Genomic DNA, 17,651 nt, shown 5'->3' with positions numbered 1-17,651 from the left:
AAAAGCATGAGCTTCGCCAAAATGAGTCACAAGGATAGGTTGCTGTGGCTGGGATCCAAGGTCATCCCAACCCCTGACGTGCAAAAAGTGAAGGCGTTCTGCACGCGGCTCCATCGCCAGTCGCGAACCAAGAACGAAGGCAACGGCGGGTTCGTGCTCGGCGATACCGGTACCGGCAAGTCCACCGCCGTCGCCGCTTTCGTCGACGACCTGGCCGAAGAATTCAAGGCGAAGCGCCCAGGTTCGGAATGGCACAGGCCGCGCCACCCCGATACGCCGATCAGACCCATATACGAAGTAACAGAAGACGCCGGCTGGCTGCGCCATGTCGTCGTCATCGTGGTGCCGCCGCGTGTTAGGTTCAACTCGTTCCTGCGCAGCGTGGCCATGACCTTGGGCGTGAAGCTCAAGAGCCGGTTCGACTTCGGCGAGGCCTTCGATCAGATCAAGCATCAGATCGAGCAGCAGAAGGTCGGCATGATGATCTTCGACGAGGTGCAGCACTTCACGGAAGGAACGCTCGATTCCTACCAGGCGGCCGACGTCATCAAGATCATCATGAAATGCCGCGTCCAGGTCGTTTGCGTCGGCTTGCCTAAAATGCTCGATCTCGTCCAGGGCGATAATGCCAACGACCAGTTGCTGCGCCTCCGGCAGAAGCAGGTGGAGGTCAAACCCCTGGCGTGCGCGCTCGACGACTTCGTTGCAGGCGATGGCGCAATCCGCGGCGAGGAAACGAACACTCAGAACGACGTTCGTTTCGAGAGAACTCCCTTCACCGATTTCTGCGCGTTTCTCGACGACCGGAGCGATCCGAAGGCGATCATCCTCCCATTCGACGCCTCCTCGGAGATCTCGGAGTACCACACGGCGCTGCGGCTCTGGCGGGCCGGCAACGGTCACGTCGGAAAGATGATGGAGATCCTGTTTCAGGCGACCGATCTCGCGATCGAGAAGCGCATGAGCAAACTGAACCTGCGCGTGCTCGCAGCCGCATATCGCGACAGCGGCATCGACGACAAGGACAACTGGTTCATGATGGAGGTCCCCCAGCTTCTCGAGAAGTTCAACCAACCGACCAAGAGATCGGCAGCCAAGGGCGACGAGAGCTCCTCGCCGGGGCGCCGCGGTCGTTCCAGGGACAATGTCCTCGCAAGGAAGCACTGAGCATGGCATTCGGCACGACCGGCGTCCCGAGATGGCGCAGACCCGAGGCGGAAGAACCCGCTCACGGTCTGCTCCTGCACCTCGTCGAACTCAACGGGTACTCTTCCGTGAAGACCGTCGCGGAGTGTCTGGGCGTTCGCATGTCCGATCTGCGGTCCGGGAAGCGGAAGGCAATGGCGACATTCGCCAAAGCGATCCGCTGCCCCCAGGATATCCTCGAAGCGGACTCGCCGGTCGAACTGCCGCAGAACGCCCGTGCTGAACGCACGTTCGGAAACGCACAGGCGCGCAATACGGTCGCGATGTCGCTGCGTGGCATTCACATCGGAGCCGATCAATTCGACCGGACGAAACGCAAACTCTGCCCGGCCTGCCTCGAGGAAGGCAGACATCATCGCTTCTGGTGGGATTTCATCGCCGTGACCACCTGTCCGCGTCACAAGCTGAGCCTGATCGATCGGTGCGGCTGCGGCAGCGACACTCAGTTGACATGGAGGGACTCCGAACTCTTCTACTGCGGAGAATGCAGCCGCAACGTGCCGGTCGAGCGCAAGCCGGCCGATCCGGATGTCTCTGCCGCGGATGCCGCGCTGTTGAAACGATTCGGGATCACCGAGGCGCCACCGTGCCCCGTCCTCGACGCCATGAGCTTCTACGACGCGATCGATACCATGGAACGGGTCGGAGCCGCCGCGCTCGGCGGCCTGAAGCCGAAATGGCAGAGTGCCGGCACCCTTGGACTGGATCCAGCTACGGTGCGCGCGCGAGGTTTCTCGATATTGTCGACGGGAGGCTTGGCCGCCGTTCTCGATGGACTCGTCGCCGAGTTCAGAAAGACGAATCCGGATACCGAACCGGCGCTGACCACCGCATACGGCTGGCTTTATCACTGGCTCAACTTGAAGGGTGGCCGGGCCTTCTCGGAGATCCTGTTCGAAGCTTTCGTCACCCACGCTCACGAAAACTTCCATCTCAATGGCCGCATCGCGCTAGACGCTTCGGTCCTGCCCGGCACCTACACGCTGGCGAAGGCCGCCAAGGAATGCGGCATCGGCAGAGAGACCATGCGCAAACTCGGCGTAAAGCTCGCGATGATCCGGCCCAGCGGCATCGAAGGTCACGTGCTCGCCTTCGACGGGCCCGCCGTCAGGAGCCTCGCGGAGGACCTCCGGTCGAGCGTAGATTTCGAAGGCGCGCTGTCAATCCTGGGCATCGACCGTGTGGTCCTGCACTCACTCATTTCAGCCGGATTGATCTCCCCTATGTTCGGTGGCCGCGAATGGCGGCAGCAATATGCCTTCCGCCGGAGCGATCTCGACGCCTTCATCGGACGTATTCTCGGCGAAGCGCCGCTGGTCGACGCCCCGCCCGAAAGCCTGATGACGGCCGTCGACGCGCGGCAGAGCTTCAACCTGTCCGGCGCGATGTTCTTCCGCTTGATCGCCCAGAACCACGTCAAGGTGGCCGCCCGGCTGAGGGAGGCGACGGGGGTCGCCGGCGCCATGGTACAGCGGGAAGAACTCAGAACGACGCTGGTTCGGACGGCCCGTCGGGAAGACGTACCCGTTCCCGTGGCCGCCCTCGCGCTCGCCACCACCAATCCGGTCGTGCGAAAGCTGATCGAGAAACGGTTTCTGTACACCTCAAAAACCAACGGCCAGGCGATGGTGACCGCGAAATCGTTCGCGAGATTTCGGCAGAAGTTCATCGGCATTCAGGAGGTCGCGACGACGCTGGGCTGCGACGTCGAGCGCGTCGAAGCTCGCGCCGCGAAGCTCGGAATCCGTGTCAAGCCGTCGGCGAGCCGATGCGGATTCCACGGCTTCTCCCGCGAACAGGTCGATGCCAAACTTCCGCAACTGAGAGCGCTGGTCGGCAGCGACCTACGCTTCAGTGCTCCGGCGGAACGCCGTCAAGACGCAGCGTAAGCCTACGGCTTACGCCACTTGTCCGGATCGCCGACGGTCGTGTGGCGCACCCTCTCGACCAGCGGTTCACGACCGGGATTGAGCTCCCTGGCACGCTCGATCGCCTTCTGTTGCGTGGGCAAGACCGCGCTGGCCCTCTCGGAGCCGCCACGCCGAACGGCGTAGTCGCCCTGCGGCCTCCGTTCGACGAACAGTTGATCCCTACTCACCATCGATCTCCTTCAAATTTCCTTCAGATCGGGCACTTATCCATCGCCAGCAGGTTGTCGTTCCAGACACCGTCGGCGTACGTCCTCACGTAAGGAGCCCTGCCGGCAGGGCGCACGACGCCGATGTCGGCGCGCTTCCCGGTGCGCGAGTCGAGGGTGTAAAAGGTGTTCTCCTTTGCTTCGATGCTCGCGATGACCTTCTCCCGCGCCCATTTCCAGTTCGCCCGAGGATTCCCCAGCTCGGTGATGTGCTCGTGGGGGCTGTTCGGATGCGGCTTCGTGATGCAAGTGACTAGAACGTCGGCCATTGAATTCCCTTCTGGGTTGCGGCACATAATCGTGCCTACCGACTAATGCGGAGCCGGAAGGCCTCCACGGACACCCGAAAAAAATATTCCGGACGTGTCCGCCAGGCTCCCGGCGCCCCGCATAGGCGTTCAGGGGGGCAAACGCTTGCAGGGCGACGGCGAGAAGACATCTCGATCTCGCGACGACGTCGAGGCCGCAATTCGCGGCTTCTCGATCGCGGACTGGAGCCGCCTGCACAAGGTGGCCAAGGCCTTTTCGTTCAACACCGGTTGGGACCTCGAAGACCTGCTGCAGGAGGCCATGATCAGAACGTTTCAAGGGACCAGAAATTGTCCCAGCAACGTCGACGTCATGAAGCACCTCATCGATACCATGAGCAGCATCGCGGACGGCGAGCGCGAAAAGGCCCACAACCTGCTGCCGCACGTGCCGACCGCGCAGCCGGGCCTCGAGGACGCCGAAGATCCGGCTTCCCCGGACTGGTCGGCCGAGGACAACCTCGCCTATGAAGGCGGACGGGCGGAGATTCTGGCGATGTTCGATGACGATCCGGTCGCGAAGGACATGGTCGACGGTATCTTGGCCCGGTTCGACACGGAACAACTCAAGGAGCTTACCGGTCTCCAGGGTACGGCCTACAATAGCAAACGCACGCTGGTGCGGCGCCGACTTCTGAAGCTTGCCCCGAAGGGAAGGACCCCATGACCGACCCCCAAGAAGCACGGAAGGCTCTGCAGGCGCTTCGACAGGCCATGGCCGAAGACATCATGGCCGCTTCGGACGAAGAGATCCTGACCCAGTTCGCCGAAGACGCCGGCTCGCCCGAGGAGAACGCCGCCCGCATGCGGACGCTGTTCGAGAAATCGATTCTGCTCGCCAACAAGGGACGGCTCCAGGCCGCCAAGGCGGGCGCGGCGGCCGGCCGGGTCTCAAGTCCGGTCGACGCCATCCCGATCGGCGAGGCCCGCGCCCGCCTGCGCCTTGTCCTCGACGCCCACGCTCACGACAAGAGCTTCGCCCTCGCAGCGAGGAAGGAGAGCGAACTCTCCGATGCCGACGTCCTGGACATGCTGGAAGCCCTGCGCGAACTCGGGCTGCTCGAATGAAGGACCTGCTTTGACGCCGGCCGAACAACTCCTGCAGGAGCTCGGCATAACCGAGCCCGATGAGATCGACCTTGAAGCGATCGCCTACCACGTCGGCGCCAAGGTGCGCTTTCGTCCTCTGTGCGGCTGCGAAGCCCACATCGTCGGCTGTGCCGGCCGGGCGATCATCACGGTCAAAAAAGACAGTTCGCCACGACGAAAGCGCTTTTCCATCGCCCACGAACTGGGGCATTGGCGATACCACCGTGGCAAGTCGCTGATCTGCAGGGTCGACGAATACCGACCCCGCGACGCTCCGTCCCCGGAAAAGGTCGCCGACAGCTACGCGGCGGACCTCCTCATGCCTCGTTACCTGTTCGCCCCGATGGCGTCGGCGGTCGGAGGGATGTCCTTCGATGCAGTCGGCAGGCTCGCCGAAGCCTTCAAGACGAGCTTGACCGCGACCGCGATCCGCCTGGTCGATCTCGATCAGTTTCCCGGCTTCGTGGTGAGCCACACTCCGCGCGGCAGGAAATGGTTCGCGCGCGCACCGAGCGTGCCCCGCCATTGGTATCCCCGCGAAGATCTCGATCCCAAGAGCTTCGCATTCGGCATCCAATTCGGCGGCCGCCCCGACGATGGCTCCCCCCGCAAGATCGGCGCCGGCGCTTGGTTCGAGCGCCAGGACGCTTCCCGATTCATGGTCCGCGAACAAACAGTTCGCGTCGCACGCGATGAGACCTTGAGCCTGATCCTCATCGAGGACAAGGCGATGCTTGAAGATCGATAGAGAGCAGGGATGTCGGCAGCGTGCGTCGGCCGAGCCTGCTCACCGCAACTGAACGCGGGGGAAGTGGAGTAGACCGCCCAATCACATGGCTACGGACCCAAAGCTGCCGCTCGCAGCCCCAAACTGCCCCGTCGACGGGGCGTTTCGCACGTAAACAGGCCATTTGGAGCGGAAACAGCAGGCTTTGACGCCGTCCCCCGGAAGTATAGCGCTAAACGGCCTTTAGAAGCCCGTGGGTAAGGCTTTAAAGATCCCGCTGTCTGGGCTGTCGATTAATTTATAACTCACCAGAAGCCATCTAAACGGACCGCGCTTTTGATGCTGATTTTCCGAATTACAAAGACAATCTTTTGAGGTGCAAAGGCGCCAAAAGACCAATTTATGAGGTGCACGTGACGCACTTATGAGGTGCAACACCACCCAAAACATTAGGCTATTCGATCTGGGAGGACAGCCTTATGAGGTGCATCACACCGTGCCTTATCCCCGCCGCAAGGCAAGTGTCACGCCGCCGAGCGTGAGCGCCATCGCCATCCATTCACGCAGGCCCAGCGGCTCGCCCAGGATGATGGCGGCGGAGATCATGCCGATCACGGGAACGATCAGCATGCCGGTCGAGGCCGTGGTCGGTGGCAGGCGGCGCAGCGTCTCGAACCAGGTGACGTAGCAGATGCCCATCGGCACCAGCGTCATATAGACGAAGCAGCCGAGCCCCAGCGGGGTCATCGCAGTGATATCAGGACGCTCGAACAGGACGCCGAGGATCAGCATCGCGCCGCAGCCGAGACCGACCTGCCATGCGACGACGACCAGCGGCGGCATCGGCAGCGGCTTGCGGTTGAGCACGTTGCCGAGCGCGAACAGGATGGCGCAGAGCAGCGCCAGCACGATGCCGAGCAGCTTGTCGGCGCCGAACGCAAAGCCGTTGCCGCTCAGAAGCAGCGTGACGCCGGCAATGCCAAGGACGAGCCCGAAAATATCCCTTGCGGCCGGCCGCGTGTGCAGCACCGGCCAGGCGAACAGCATCGCCCAGATCGGCATTGTATAGGCGAGCAGAGCGCCCTCGCTCACGGTCACATACTTCATCGCGACCGTGCCGAGACCCATCCAGGCGAAGACGTTGGTGAAGGTCGCAAACAGCAGCCGCGGGACCGCCTCGCGCGGCACGGCGAATGATTCCTTCCGGCCCAGCACCAGAGCGCCGAGAATGAGCGAGGCGCAGATCCCGGCAAGGCCACGTGCGAACAGGGGCGGCCATTGCTGGAGCAGCAGCTTTATCAGCGGCCAGTTCAACGCCCAGCCGAACGCCGTCACACCGAGGCAGAGAGTGCCGATCGTCCTGTCGTGCCGCGCGGAAACCATGGATAGCGCTTAGCAGGCGGACGCCGGCCGCTCCATCTCGGCTGGTGCATGCGGGCCATCGCGCAGGACGGAACCGGACCGCCTGGCGCTCGTTCAAATGGGAGCACACGCGTCGACGCGTGCCGCAGCGCAACCAGGGAGGCCATCATGCCTGCAGCCGAGAAAGATCATGTCTACAAGATCCTGGACCTGGTCGGATCGTCCGAGACCTCGATCGAGGACGCGATCAAGAACGCGATCAGCCGCGCGTCGAAGACCATTCGCGAGATGAAATGGTTCGAGGTGGTGCAGACGCGCGGCCACATCGAGAATGGCGCGGTTCGGCACTATCAGGTGACCTTGCGTGTCGGATTCACGCTGGAAGAATGACATCGGAGCGCGGTGACCTGCACTGATCCCGAATTGTCGTGCGTGCACGGGCGGGATATGACTCGGATAACGGCCGGATCTCCGGCCAATCCGCGACCGACGCAATCAAGCTCGTTCTGTTCGACATGGACAATGTCCTCTGCGCCTATGACAGGGCAAGGCGCGCCACCTACCTGGCAGAGATTGCGGGAGCGACCAGCGAAGCCGTCCACGCGGCGATCTGGACAGCGGATTCGAACTGCTCGGCGATTCCGGCGCGCTCGAGGCCGCCGACTATCTGCGAGGCTTTGGCGAACGCATCGGCTATCCCCTCTCGCTCGCGGAGTGGGTGGAGGCACGGCGCCGCTCACTGCAGGCCGATCGCGCGATGCTGGAAATCGCCGGCAGCTTGCGCAAGTCCGTCAATGTTGCCGTCCTGACCAACAACACCACGCTGGTCGCCGACCACATCGACACGCTGCTGCCGGAGCTGCGTCCGCTGTTCGGCTCCCGAATCTACGCCTCGGCCCAGTTCAAGGGGGCCAAGCCGGAACCGGACTGCTATCGCCTCTGCCTGTCGGAACTCGACGTGAGGCCGGAAGCCGTCCTGTTCGTCGACGACCTAGCGGCCAACGTTGGCGGCGCGACAGGCGGGGCTGTTCGCGCATCACCACACGTCCGCGGAGGCTTTCAGGCAAGCTCTGGCGGCGCACGGCGTGCCTCTCGACTGAATCCGCGTTTTCGCGTTTCGTCACACCAGGTGACACGCCGCAAAATGCCCCTCCGCTCCCTCCTTCAGCGCCGGCGCACTCTCCGCGCAGCGCGGCTGGGCGATCGGGCAGCGGGTGTGAAAGTGACAACCCGACGGCGGCTTCATCGGGCTCGGCACGTCGCCCTTGAGACGGATGCGCTCGCGCTTGAGCTTGGGATCGGGGACCGGCACCGCCGACAACAGCGCCCTGGTGTAGGGATGCTGCGGGTTGCGATAGAGGTCGCTCGCCTTCGCCAACTCGACGATGCGGCCGAGATACATCACTGCGACGCGATCGGAGATGTGCTCGACCACCGAGAGGTCGTGCGCGACGAACAAATAGGTCAGGTTCAACTCGGCCTGCAGGTCTTCCAGGAGGTTGATGACCTGGGCCTGGATCGACACGTCGAGCGCGGACACCGGCTCGTCGCAGACGATCAGCTTCGGCTCGACCGCAAGCGCTCGCGCGATCACGATGCGCTGGCGCTGGCCGCCCGAGAATTCGTGCGGATAGCGGCGCATGTGCTCGGCCTTGAGCCCGACCTTCACGAGCAGGCTGGCGACGCGCTCCTCGCGCTCCTTGGCCGACGATCCGAGGTTATGGATGATCAAGGCCTCACCGAGGATGGCGCCGACCGTCATGCGGGGATTGAGCGAGGCGAACGGGTCCTGGAACACCAGCTGCATGTTCCGCCGCATCGCGCGCAGATCGTTGCCGCCGAGCTTGCGCACGTCCTGGCCGTCGAAGGTGACCTCGCCGTCGGTCGGCTCGATCAGGCGCAGCACGCAGCGTCCCGTCGTCGACTTGCCGCAACCGGATTCGCCGACGAGACCGAGCGTCTCGCCGCGATTGACCGAGAACGACACGCCGTCGACCGCATAGACGGTGCCGACCTGGCGCGGCAGCAGTCCGCCAAGGACAGGGAAGTGTTTCTTCAGGCCGCTGACGCGCAGCAACGGTTCGCTCATGCCGCGCCTCCCAGACTGGCATCTCCCAAGTGACAGGCCATGCGATGGCCAGGCGCGATCTCGCGAAGCAGCGGCTCCTTCTCGCTGCAGACGTTCATGGCGAACTTGCAGCGCGGAGCAAAGCGGCAGCCGACCGGCGGATTGATCAGGATTGGTACCGAGCCGCCGATCGCCTCTAGCCGCGTCTTGTGCTCGCTGTCGAGGTCGATGCGCGGGATCGAGCGGATCAACCCTTGCGTATAGGGATGGCGGGGATCGCCGAAGAGCTCGTCGACGGCAGCCTCCTCCACCACCTTGCCGGCATACATCACGACGACGCGCTGCGCCGTCTCGGCGACGACCCCCATGGCATGGGTGATCAACATCACCGCCATGCCGAAGCGTTCCTTCATGTCCTGCAAGAGGTCGAGGATCTGCGCCTGGATGGTGACGTCGAGCGCGGTGGTCGGCTCGTCGGCGATGATCAGCTTCGGCTTGCAGGCGAGCGCCATCGCGATCATCACGCGCTGGCGCATGCCGCCGGAGAACTGATGCGGATAATTGTGCACGCGGCCTTCGGCATTGGGGATCTGCACCAGCTTCAGCATCTCGATGGTGCGTTCCAGCGCCTGCTTCCTCGTCACCGCCTCGTGGCGGCGCAAGCTCTCGGCAATCTGCTCGCCGATGGTAAGCACCGGATTGAGCGAGGTCATCGGCTCCTGGAAAATGAAGCCGATCTCCTTGGCCCGGATCTCGTCGAGCTGATTGCTCGTCAGCGGCACGAGATCGCGGCCCTCGAAGATGATCTGCCCCGCAGCGATACGGCCCGGCGGCATCGCGATCAGCTTCAGGATCGACATCGCCGTAACGGTCTTGCCGCAGCCGGATTCGCCGACGACGCAGAGCGTCTCGCCCCGGTTGATGGAGATATCGACGCCATCGACGGCCTGCAGGATGCCGTCGTCGGTGGAGAAATGGGTCTTCAGGCCCTTGATCTCGAGCAGCGGCGCCATCAGATCACCCGCCGCGCATCGAGCGCGTCACGCAGGCCGTCGCCGATGAAGTTGATGGCGACCACCGCAATGAAGATCGCGCCGCCCGGAAACAGCGCCCAGTGCGGGCCGATGTCGAGGAAGTCCTTGGCATCGTACAACAGCCGTCCCCAGGTCGGGGTATCAGGCGGGAAGCCGAGGCCGAGGAACGACAGCGTCGATTCCGCGATGATGGCAGCGGCGACATCGATGGTGCCGGCGATGATGACCGGGCCGAGCGCATTGGGCAGGATGTGGCGCACTACCTGCCGCACCGGGCTCGCGCCGAGCGCGCGCGCCGCTTCGACGAACTCTTTTTCGCGGATCGACAGGAATTGCGCGCGCACGAGGCGGGCGACCGGCATCCAGCGCAGTCCCCCGATCACGAGCACGATCAGGATGAAGATGCCGCCTTCGGGGCCGAACGCGACCTTCAGCCCGTCGCGGAAGAGATAGATGAGCAGCAGCAGCAGCGGCAGTTGCGGCAGCGACAAGAACAGATCGGTGAGCCACATCAGACCGTGCCCGAGCGCACCGCGCGACATGCCGGCGAGCGCGCCGATCAGCACACCGATGACGACCGAGACCAGCATCGCGGCAAGGCCGACCGCAAGCGAGATGCGTCCGCCATAGATCATGCGGGCGAGGATGTCCTGCCCGAGATCGTCGGTGCCGAACGGATGGGCCAGCGACGGCCCCTGCATGCCTGCGACGATATCGATCTCGTCGATCCTGACCCGCCAGACGAACGGACCGAATACCACTGCCAGGACCAGAACCAGGAGCAGAAACGCGCTGACCACGGCAAGCTTGTGGCGGCTATAACGCCGCCACGTCTCGCGCCAGGGCGAGTAGACGCGCCGCTCAGCGGAAGGAGATGCGAGGGTCAAGCCAGCCATACAGGACGTCCGCGATGAGATTGAACAGGACCACAAGGCACGCGAAGACGAAGGTGACGGCCATCACCACCGGCGTGTCGTTGGAAAGGATGGACGAGATCAGCAGCGAGCCGATGCCGGGGATGCGGAAGATCTGCTCGGTGACGATGGCGCCGCCGAACACCGCGGGCATTTGCAACGCAATCAGCGTCACGACCGGGATCATGGCGTTGCGCATCACATGCTTGACGATGACCGTAGCCTGACCAAGTCCCTTCGCACGCGCCGTGGTAACGTAGTCGAGCCTGATGACGTCGAGCATCGCCGAACGCACGAAGCGCGTCATCGACGCCGCCTGGAACAGGCCGAGCACCGCCACCGGCATGATCGCCTGACGGATCATCTCGAGCACCCAGTGAATGCCGGTCGCCTTGATGTCGGTGGTGTAGACGAATGGCAGCCAGTCCAGCGTGACCGAGAAGATCAGGATGAACAGAATGCCGGTGAAGAAGGTGGGCAGCGAGAAACCGACGAAGGCGAGCGTGTTCGCGATCTGGTCGAACAGCGAATACGGCCTCGTCGCGGCATAGACGCCTACGGGAATCGCGATCAAGAGCGCCAGGATCTGCGCGGAGCCGATCACATAGAGCGTGGCCGGCAGGCGCTGGAGGATCAGCTTGTCGACGTCCATCCGGCTGACGAAGGAGAAGCCCCAGTCGCCGTGCAGCATGGCGTTGAGCCAGTGCAGGTAGCGGAGGTAAATCGGATCGTCGAGGCCGAACTTGGCCCGAAGCGCGGCCTGCACTTCGGGCGGTACGTTCGGATTCGTCGCCAGCTCAGAGAACGGATCGCCGGGGGCGAGCGCGAGCACGACGAACAGCACGACCGAAATTCCGAGCAGGCTCGGAATCGCGATCAGGAGGCGACGCAGGACGTATTGACTCATGAGGGAAAGCCCCGTCTAGCGCTGGGGGATCATTCCTCGCGGTACCAGTCGAAGAGATTGTCGGTTTCGTTGGCCCAGCCCGAGATAACCGGACGCAAATTGTTCGCGGCCGCCTCCACCTTGAGACGATGCATCACGGGGATGAACACCGTGTCTTGCCACATCAGATCGTTGGCCTTGATATAGAGCGCCGCGCGCTTGACCGGATCCATCTCCATATCGGCAGCGTTGATCGCCGCGTCATAGTCCTTGTTGACCCAGCGCGGGAAGTTGGTGCCCTGCCACTTGTTCTCCTTGGTCGCGACGCTGGTGGACAGGTAGCGGCGCATGTGCTGCGACGGATCTGGCTGGCTCAACGGGATCTGGAACATCTCGATATCGGCGTAGAACTTAGGATAGGTGTCGGGATTGGCGACGTCGGAGGAGAAAAAGACCGAGGCGACCACCGACTTCAGCTCGACCTCAATGCCGGCCTTCTGACAGGCCTGTTTGACGATGGCCTGAGTCTTCTGGCGCGGACCGTTGATCGAGGTCTGGTAGAGAATCTTCAGCTTCTTGCCGTCCTTCTCGCGGATGCCGTCGGGACCGGGCTTCCAGCCGGCGTCGTCGAGCATCTTGGCGGCCTTCTCGATGTTGAATTCCCAAGACGTGTTCTTGGACACGAACTTCTCGGGGCCGTTGAGGAAGTTGGAGGTGGTACGGCCGGCGCGGCCGTAGATCGCCTTCTTGACGGACTCGCGATCGACCAGCAGGGACAGCGCCTTGCGCACGACGGGATCCGAGAACAGCGGATGCTTGGTCTTCATCGACGAACGCTCGCCGTCGACCTCGACGTTCGGATCGGTGAAATTGAGCGCGATGAATTCGGTGTCGCCGCCCACGGCATACACCGTCTTGCCCTTGCCGCCCTTTTCCAGGCGCAGCAGCACGTCGTCCTCGACCTGGATATTCCAGCCGAAATCATACTCGCCGGTCTGGATCACGGCGCGTGCAGCCGAGACGGCGTCACCGCCGCCCTTCATCTCGATCGTATCGAAATAGGGCCGGTTGGCCATGTGATAGTCGGGATTGATCACGCCGCGGATGAGATCGCCCGGCTTGAACTCGACGAATTTGTAGGGACCGGTTCCGACTGGAGAAAGGTTGGTCGGCGCTTCCCGCGACTTGCTGCCCGTGTAGTCGGCAAACAGGTGCTTGGGGAGAATCGTGTTCGGGGCTCCGACAAAGGCGTCCGCCCAGAACGGTGTCGGCTTCGGGAAACTGATCTTGACCGTGAGATCGTCGATCTTCTCGACAGTGAGGTCGCGATAGCTTGCGATGGTCACGGCCGCAGTGGCGGGATCCTTGATGTACTGCCACGTGAATACGACATCGTCGGCCGTGAACGGCTTGCCATCATGCCATTTCACGCCGGGTTTCAACTTCCACGTCACCGACTTGCCGTCGGCGGCGAGCAGGCCGTTCTGGATCGAGGGAATTTCGGTCGCCAGCACCAGCTTCATGTTGCCGTCCGGATCCCAGCAGGCGAGCGGTTCGTAGAACAGGCGCGAGCCGTCCTGGTCCTTGGTGCCGGTTGCGAAATGCGGATTGAGCAAGGTCGGGCCCTGCCACCACAGCAGCTTCAGCGCACCGCCGCCGCCGCGTTTGGTCGGTTTATAGGTGGACGCGCCTTCCGCCATGGCGACGCCGCCGAGCGCGAGGATCTGGTTGGCCAGCGGTGCGGTCAGGCCAACGGCGGCCATGCGCTGGATGAAGGCGCGGCGGTCCATCCGCCCGTCCTTCACCTGGCCGATCATCGAACGCAGTTCTTTATCCAGCATGGTTGTCCCCCGTCTGGTTCCGACATGGATGCAGGCGGCCGCAGGAGGCGACCGCCGGGTTTGGCTGGCGGTAGATGGCACACCGAATGGGGTGCACGTCAACTGGGACCGTGTGTATGCAAACGGTCTTCTGGCTGTCCGTTGGGCAAAATCGCGTTCCGCAGCCCATCCGTTCGGCAATCCAGGATCAAAACATGCTGGATTGCACGCTGCACTGCGGAAAATTTGTTCGCCGGATCAAACGAAGTATCGAGGCGAAGTTCTATGCGACGGACATGTCGAGGGGCGGCGCGACGTGATCGGGCAGCGGACAGACGTAGGGTGTCTTGGCCGTCCGCCTTTGCAGGTCCGCCTTGGCGGCCTTGATCAGCTCCGGTTCCGTCAACGCCTTGATGCCGAGGCCGGCCATCGCCTTGGCCGCCTGCACCATGGCCTTGTGGGCATGCGGGCTCTTGCCCTGCGCCACCACCTGCCAGGTGTGGAACGGCGTGCCGATCGCAACCGTGGGTGCGTGAACCTGCACGGTCGGCACCACCCAGCTGACGTCGCCGACGTCGGTCGAGCCGACCAACGGGTTGCGCTTGGCGTCGAGCGGCACCAGGAAGTCGGCCAGCGGCCGGTCGGTCGGCTCCATGCCGATCGCGTAATAGACGGACGCGATGTCCTTGTCGCTGAGCGTCGCGCGGATCTGGCTGGCAAAACCCTTGTCCGCATCGTCGAAATGCGGCGGCCCGAGCTCTTCCATGACCCGGTGCAGCGCCTTCTCTAGTGGCGTGTTCGGCAGGATGTTGGAGACCGCGGAGATGATCTTCATTTCGACTTTGGTCTCGGTCATCAACGCGGCGCCCTGCGCGATCTTGGACACGCGCTCGACCAGTTCGTTCATGCCGGGAAGGTCGCGGGCGCGGATCGAATAGCGCACGCGCGCATGCGCCTGCACCACGTTCGGCGCAATGCCGCCTGTATCGAGCAAAGCGTAGTGCACGCGCGCATCGCTCGGCATGTGCTCGCGCATGTAGTTCACGCCGACATTCATCAATTCCACCGCGTCGAGCGCCGAGCGGCCGAGATGCGGCGAGGCGGCCGCATGCGAGGTACGGCCGGTGAAGATGAAATCCGCACGTGTGTTGGCGAGCGACGGCGTCACCGCGACTTCCCAGAAGCTGTGCGGATGCCAGGTGATGGCGATGTCGGCGTCCTCGAACGCGCCGGAGCGCACCATGAAGGCCTTGGCCGCGCCGCCTTCTTCGGCAGGGCAGCCGTAATAGCGCACGCGGCCGGGCACCTTGTTCTCGGCCAGCCAGTCCTTCACCGCAGTCGCGGCGAGCAGCGCGGCGGAACCAAGCAGATTGTGACCGCAGCCATGGCCATGGCCGCCGGCCTCGATCGGGCGATGCTCGGCAACACCCGCCTCCTGGCTGAGGCCCGGCAGCGCGTCGTATTCACCCATGAAGGCGATGACCGGACCGCCCTCGCCCCACTCGCCCATTACCGCGGTCGGAATGCCGGCGACGTTCTCGGCGATCCGGAATCCCTGATGGCGCAGCTCGGCGAGATGCTCGGCGGCGGACCGCGCCTCGGTGTAGCAGACCTCAGGCATGCCCCAGACCCTGTCGCTGAGGTCGATGAAGCGTGCCTTGATCGTATCGATGCCACGCCAGATGTCGCTGCGGTTGTCCATGCCTGTCGCCCGTGATCCCAAGGTCAAACGAAGCGGCAATGGTTAGCAGCTTCGCTATGCGGCACCTAGCATCCCGTCGGACAGCAGCCATGCGGCCGGTGCCGGATCGCACCGACGCCCCGAGCACGAGGTATGTTTCATGCCTTTCGAAGATTTCACGCGGCGTTCTCCGGAATAGTTGGCAACGAGGCTTTTAAGACGGCCTGCTCCGGCCTAAATTATGCTTGCTCGTCGTTCCGCAAGCCATGCCGGAGCGATGCTCTCAGCCAGGAGAACTCCATGCCCGCTTTGACCGAATGGAGAGTTCCGCCGGCGAACCAGCCGCGGGCGAGCGACTACAGCTTTGATCTCGACCGCGCCCTCGCATCCATCGTCGGCCTGCACGCCATCGTCCCGCCGGACGCCTTCAGCGCCGAGACTCTGGGCACCGAGCGCGCTGGCAACGGCGTCGTGATCGACGACGGGCTGGTGCTCACGATAGGTTATCTCATCACTGAGGCCGAGACGGTCTGGCTGCACCGCGCCGACGGACGCGTGGTGGAGGGTCATGCGCTCGGCTTCGATTCGGAAACCGGGTTCGGGCTGGTGCAGGCGCTCGGCCATCTCGACGTCGCGCCGCTGCCGCTCGGCTCGTCGGCAGCGACCCGGATCGGCGACCGCGTCGTGGTCGGCGGCGCCGGCGGGCGCACACGCTCGGTCGCGAGCCAAATCGTGGCCAAGCAGGAATTCGCGGGCTACTGGGAATATCTGCTGGACGAGGCCATCTTCACCTGTCCCGCACATCCGAACTGGGGCGGCACCGCCCTTCTCAACGAACGCGGCGAGTTGATCGGCATCGGCTCGCTCCAGCTCGAGCGCGAACGTGACGGCAAGGCCGAGCACGTCAATATGATCGTGCCGATCGACCTCTCGAAGCCGATCCTGGAGGACTTGCGCAATTTCGGCCGCGTCAACAAGCCGGCGCGGCCCTGGCTTGGGCTCTTCTCGACCGAGATCGACGGCCGCGTAGTGGTGATCGGGATCTCCGCCAACGGCCCGGCCGCCCGCGCCGAGCTCAAGACCGGCGACGTCATCCTCGCCGTGGACGGTGACAAGGTCACGAGCCAAACCGCCTTCTACAAGAAAATGTGGGCGCTCGGCACCGCCGGCGTCGACGTGCCACTCACCGTGCATCATGAAGGCGTCACCTTCGACGTCACGGTGACCTCGACCGACCGCTTCAAGCTCCTGAAGGCGCCGAAGCTGCACTGATCCAAAGGCTTGAGGTAGCGGGCGATGACCGAGGCTGTGGTGGACGACATCGTGGCCGTGCTGCCACCGCTGCTCAATGCGCTGGAAGCGCTCGGCTTCTTCCAGCGGCATTTGCACCCGCCCGCCTTCGCCTCGGTGATGAACGCAATCGGCACACCGGACGAGGCGCTGCAAGCGGCACGCGCGGCGATCGGCGACTGGCCTGAACAGTTCGCCGGCTTGCGCGAGCGGATCGATCGTGCCTGCGACGAGGCCCTCGCCGCCTTTGCCGGCATCCGCGAGGTCGAGCGTGGCAATGGCGATCTCGTCGCGGTGTTCCGGGCGCTGCGCCATGTCCCGCGCGCGCAGGAGGCGCTCTATCCGCTGGCGGTGCAGTTTCCGCCCGTGAGCAGCTTCTTTCTCAACGCCGCCAATCGCGAGAATCACGATCTGTTGTCGCGACTGGAAGTCGGCGCGAGCGAGCACACCGGCATCTTCCACGATCACAATGAGCCCGGCAGCCGTGGCGGCTTCTCGGCCTATGTGCCCGAATACTACATGCCTGGCCGGCCGATGCCGCTGGTGATGGCGCTGCATGGCGGCAGCGGCAACGGGCGCGGCTTTCTGTGGAGCTGGCTTCGCGACGCGCGCAGTCTTGGCGCGGTCCTTGTGGCACCGACTGCGACCGGTCCGACCTGGGCGCTGACGGGCAACGACACCGACACGCCGAACCTGATGCGCATCCTCGAGGCGGTGCGCAGCCGCTGGAGCATCGATGCCTCGCGCATGCTTCTGACCGGCATGAGCGACGGCGGGACCTTCTGCTACATCACCGGGCTGGACGGCGCCTCGCCCTTCACCCACCTCGCGCCTGTTGCGGCGACCTTTCATCCGCTGATGGTGGAAATGGCGGATGCAACGCGCCTGCGAGGCCTGCCGGTCTTCATTACTCACGGCAAGCTCGACTGGATGTTTCCAGTGCAGACCGCACGGCAGACGCAGGCGGCGCTCTCCGCCGCCGGCGCCAATGTCACCTATCGCGAGATCGGCGACCTCAGCCACACCTACCCGCGCGAGATCAATGCGGAAGTGCTACAATGGCTGAATGGAGAATGAACGACCTGTCCTTAGATGCGCCGCATGGCAGGGGAACCATCATTCCGGGCGG

General features: G+C 63.8%; 17 protein-coding genes and 1 pseudogene. 9 read left to right on the top strand and 9 right to left on the bottom strand.

Annotated elements, in window-relative coordinates; all coding sequences use genetic code 11:
* Positions 1-6 precede the first annotated feature (6 nt).
* The gene (locus tag ABIG06_RS15535; RefSeq protein WP_424578317.1) at positions 7-1,167 is read left to right on the top strand and encodes a TniB family NTP-binding protein; all 1,161 of its coding nucleotides are present in this window, start codon (positions 7-9) and stop codon (positions 1,165-1,167) included.
* Between the two features lie 2 nt (positions 1,168-1,169).
* Positions 1,170-3,095 (top strand): TniQ family protein, encoded by a 1,926-nt coding sequence (locus tag ABIG06_RS15530; protein WP_424578316.1) that lies wholly within the window; start codon positions 1,170-1,172, stop codon positions 3,093-3,095.
* Positions 3,096-3,097: 2 nt separating this feature from the next.
* On the opposite strand, the gene ABIG06_RS15525 is transcribed toward ABIG06_RS15530, so the two are convergent.
* Positions 3,098-3,304, bottom strand: coding sequence for a DUF2188 domain-containing protein (locus ABIG06_RS15525; RefSeq protein WP_424578315.1), 207 nt, complete (start codon positions 3,302-3,304; stop codon positions 3,098-3,100).
* 23 nt (positions 3,305-3,327) lie between these two features.
* Complete coding sequence (locus ABIG06_RS15520) at positions 3,328-3,612, bottom strand: DUF3892 domain-containing protein (protein WP_424578314.1); 285 nt, start codon at positions 3,610-3,612, stop codon at positions 3,328-3,330.
* Positions 3,613-3,757: 145 nt separating this feature from the next.
* Between ABIG06_RS15520 and ABIG06_RS15515 the strand changes: the two genes are divergently transcribed.
* From ABIG06_RS15515 to ABIG06_RS15505, 3 genes are read left to right on the top strand one after another with little or no spacing between them, the layout of a single operon-like run.
* Positions 3,758-4,318, top strand: coding sequence for a hypothetical protein (locus tag ABIG06_RS15515; protein ID WP_424578313.1), 561 nt, complete (start codon positions 3,758-3,760; stop codon positions 4,316-4,318).
* Positions 4,315-4,719, top strand: coding sequence for a hypothetical protein (locus ABIG06_RS15510; protein ID WP_424578312.1), 405 nt, complete (start codon positions 4,315-4,317; stop codon positions 4,717-4,719). The genes ABIG06_RS15515 and ABIG06_RS15510 overlap by 4 nt, the downstream gene beginning before the upstream one ends.
* Positions 4,720-4,729: 10 nt before the next feature.
* The gene (locus ABIG06_RS15505; protein ID WP_424578311.1) at positions 4,730-5,488 is read left to right on the top strand and encodes an ImmA/IrrE family metallo-endopeptidase; all 759 of its coding nucleotides are present in this window, start codon (positions 4,730-4,732) and stop codon (positions 5,486-5,488) included.
* A 480-nt stretch (positions 5,489-5,968) separates the two neighbouring features.
* Here the strand turns inward: ABIG06_RS15505 and ABIG06_RS15500 are convergent, their stop codons facing one another.
* On the bottom strand, positions 5,969-6,850 hold the full coding sequence (locus ABIG06_RS15500; RefSeq protein ID WP_370137699.1) for a DMT family transporter: 882 nt from the start codon (positions 6,848-6,850) through the stop codon (positions 5,969-5,971).
* Between the two features lie 147 nt (positions 6,851-6,997).
* On the opposite strand from ABIG06_RS15500, the gene ABIG06_RS15495 reads away from it, so the two are divergent.
* Together ABIG06_RS15495 and ABIG06_RS15490 are read left to right on the top strand one after the other, a co-directional pair.
* A complete protein-coding gene (locus ABIG06_RS15495) occupies positions 6,998-7,219 on the top strand; it encodes a dodecin (protein WP_124161345.1) in 222 nt (73 codons plus the stop codon).
* 125 nt (positions 7,220-7,344) lie between these two features.
* A pseudogene (locus tag ABIG06_RS15490) lies at positions 7,345-7,929 on the top strand (HAD family hydrolase).
* 20 nt (positions 7,930-7,949) lie between these two features.
* Here the strand turns inward: ABIG06_RS15490 and ABIG06_RS15485 are convergent.
* The 6 genes from ABIG06_RS15485 to ABIG06_RS15460 form a co-directional block, all read right to left on the bottom strand.
* Complete coding sequence (locus ABIG06_RS15485) at positions 7,950-8,918, bottom strand: ABC transporter ATP-binding protein (protein WP_370137697.1); 969 nt, start codon at positions 8,916-8,918, stop codon at positions 7,950-7,952.
* Positions 8,915-9,910 (bottom strand): ABC transporter ATP-binding protein, encoded by a 996-nt coding sequence (locus ABIG06_RS15480; RefSeq protein ID WP_124161343.1) that lies wholly within the window; start codon positions 9,908-9,910, stop codon positions 8,915-8,917. The genes ABIG06_RS15485 and ABIG06_RS15480 overlap by 4 nt, the downstream gene beginning before the upstream one ends.
* Positions 9,910-10,827, bottom strand: coding sequence for an ABC transporter permease (locus ABIG06_RS15475; RefSeq protein WP_124161342.1), 918 nt, complete (start codon positions 10,825-10,827; stop codon positions 9,910-9,912). The genes ABIG06_RS15480 and ABIG06_RS15475 overlap by 1 nt, the downstream gene beginning before the upstream one ends.
* Positions 10,793-11,752: an ABC transporter permease gene (locus tag ABIG06_RS15470; protein WP_124161341.1), complete on the bottom strand. Its 960-nt coding sequence runs from the start codon at positions 11,750-11,752 to the stop codon at positions 10,793-10,795. Before ABIG06_RS15470 ends, ABIG06_RS15475 begins: the two co-directional genes overlap by 35 nt.
* 29 nt (positions 11,753-11,781) lie before the next feature.
* Complete coding sequence (locus tag ABIG06_RS15465; protein WP_424578310.1) at positions 11,782-13,572, bottom strand: peptide ABC transporter substrate-binding protein; 1,791 nt, start codon at positions 13,570-13,572, stop codon at positions 11,782-11,784.
* A 262-nt stretch (positions 13,573-13,834) separates the two neighbouring features.
* Complete coding sequence (locus ABIG06_RS15460) at positions 13,835-15,253, bottom strand: M20 family metallopeptidase (protein WP_370137694.1); 1,419 nt, start codon at positions 15,251-15,253, stop codon at positions 13,835-13,837.
* A gap of 279 nt (positions 15,254-15,532) precedes the next feature.
* Between ABIG06_RS15460 and ABIG06_RS15455 the strand changes: the two genes are divergently transcribed.
* Positions 15,533-16,504 carry a S1C family serine protease gene (locus ABIG06_RS15455; RefSeq protein WP_124161337.1) on the top strand — a complete coding sequence of 324 codons (972 nt, stop codon included), beginning with the start codon at positions 15,533-15,535 and terminating at the stop codon, positions 16,502-16,504.
* A 24-nt stretch (positions 16,505-16,528) separates the two neighbouring features.
* The gene (locus ABIG06_RS15450) at positions 16,529-17,599 is read left to right on the top strand and encodes a phospholipase (RefSeq protein WP_124161336.1); all 1,071 of its coding nucleotides are present in this window, start codon (positions 16,529-16,531) and stop codon (positions 17,597-17,599) included.
* Positions 17,600-17,651: the final 52 nt, after the last annotated feature.

This window comes from Bradyrhizobium sp. USDA 326 (assembly GCF_049739485.1).
Lineage (GTDB): Bacteria > Pseudomonadota > Alphaproteobacteria > Rhizobiales > Xanthobacteraceae > Bradyrhizobium.
This window is presented reverse-complemented; position numbering and strand designations above follow the sequence as displayed.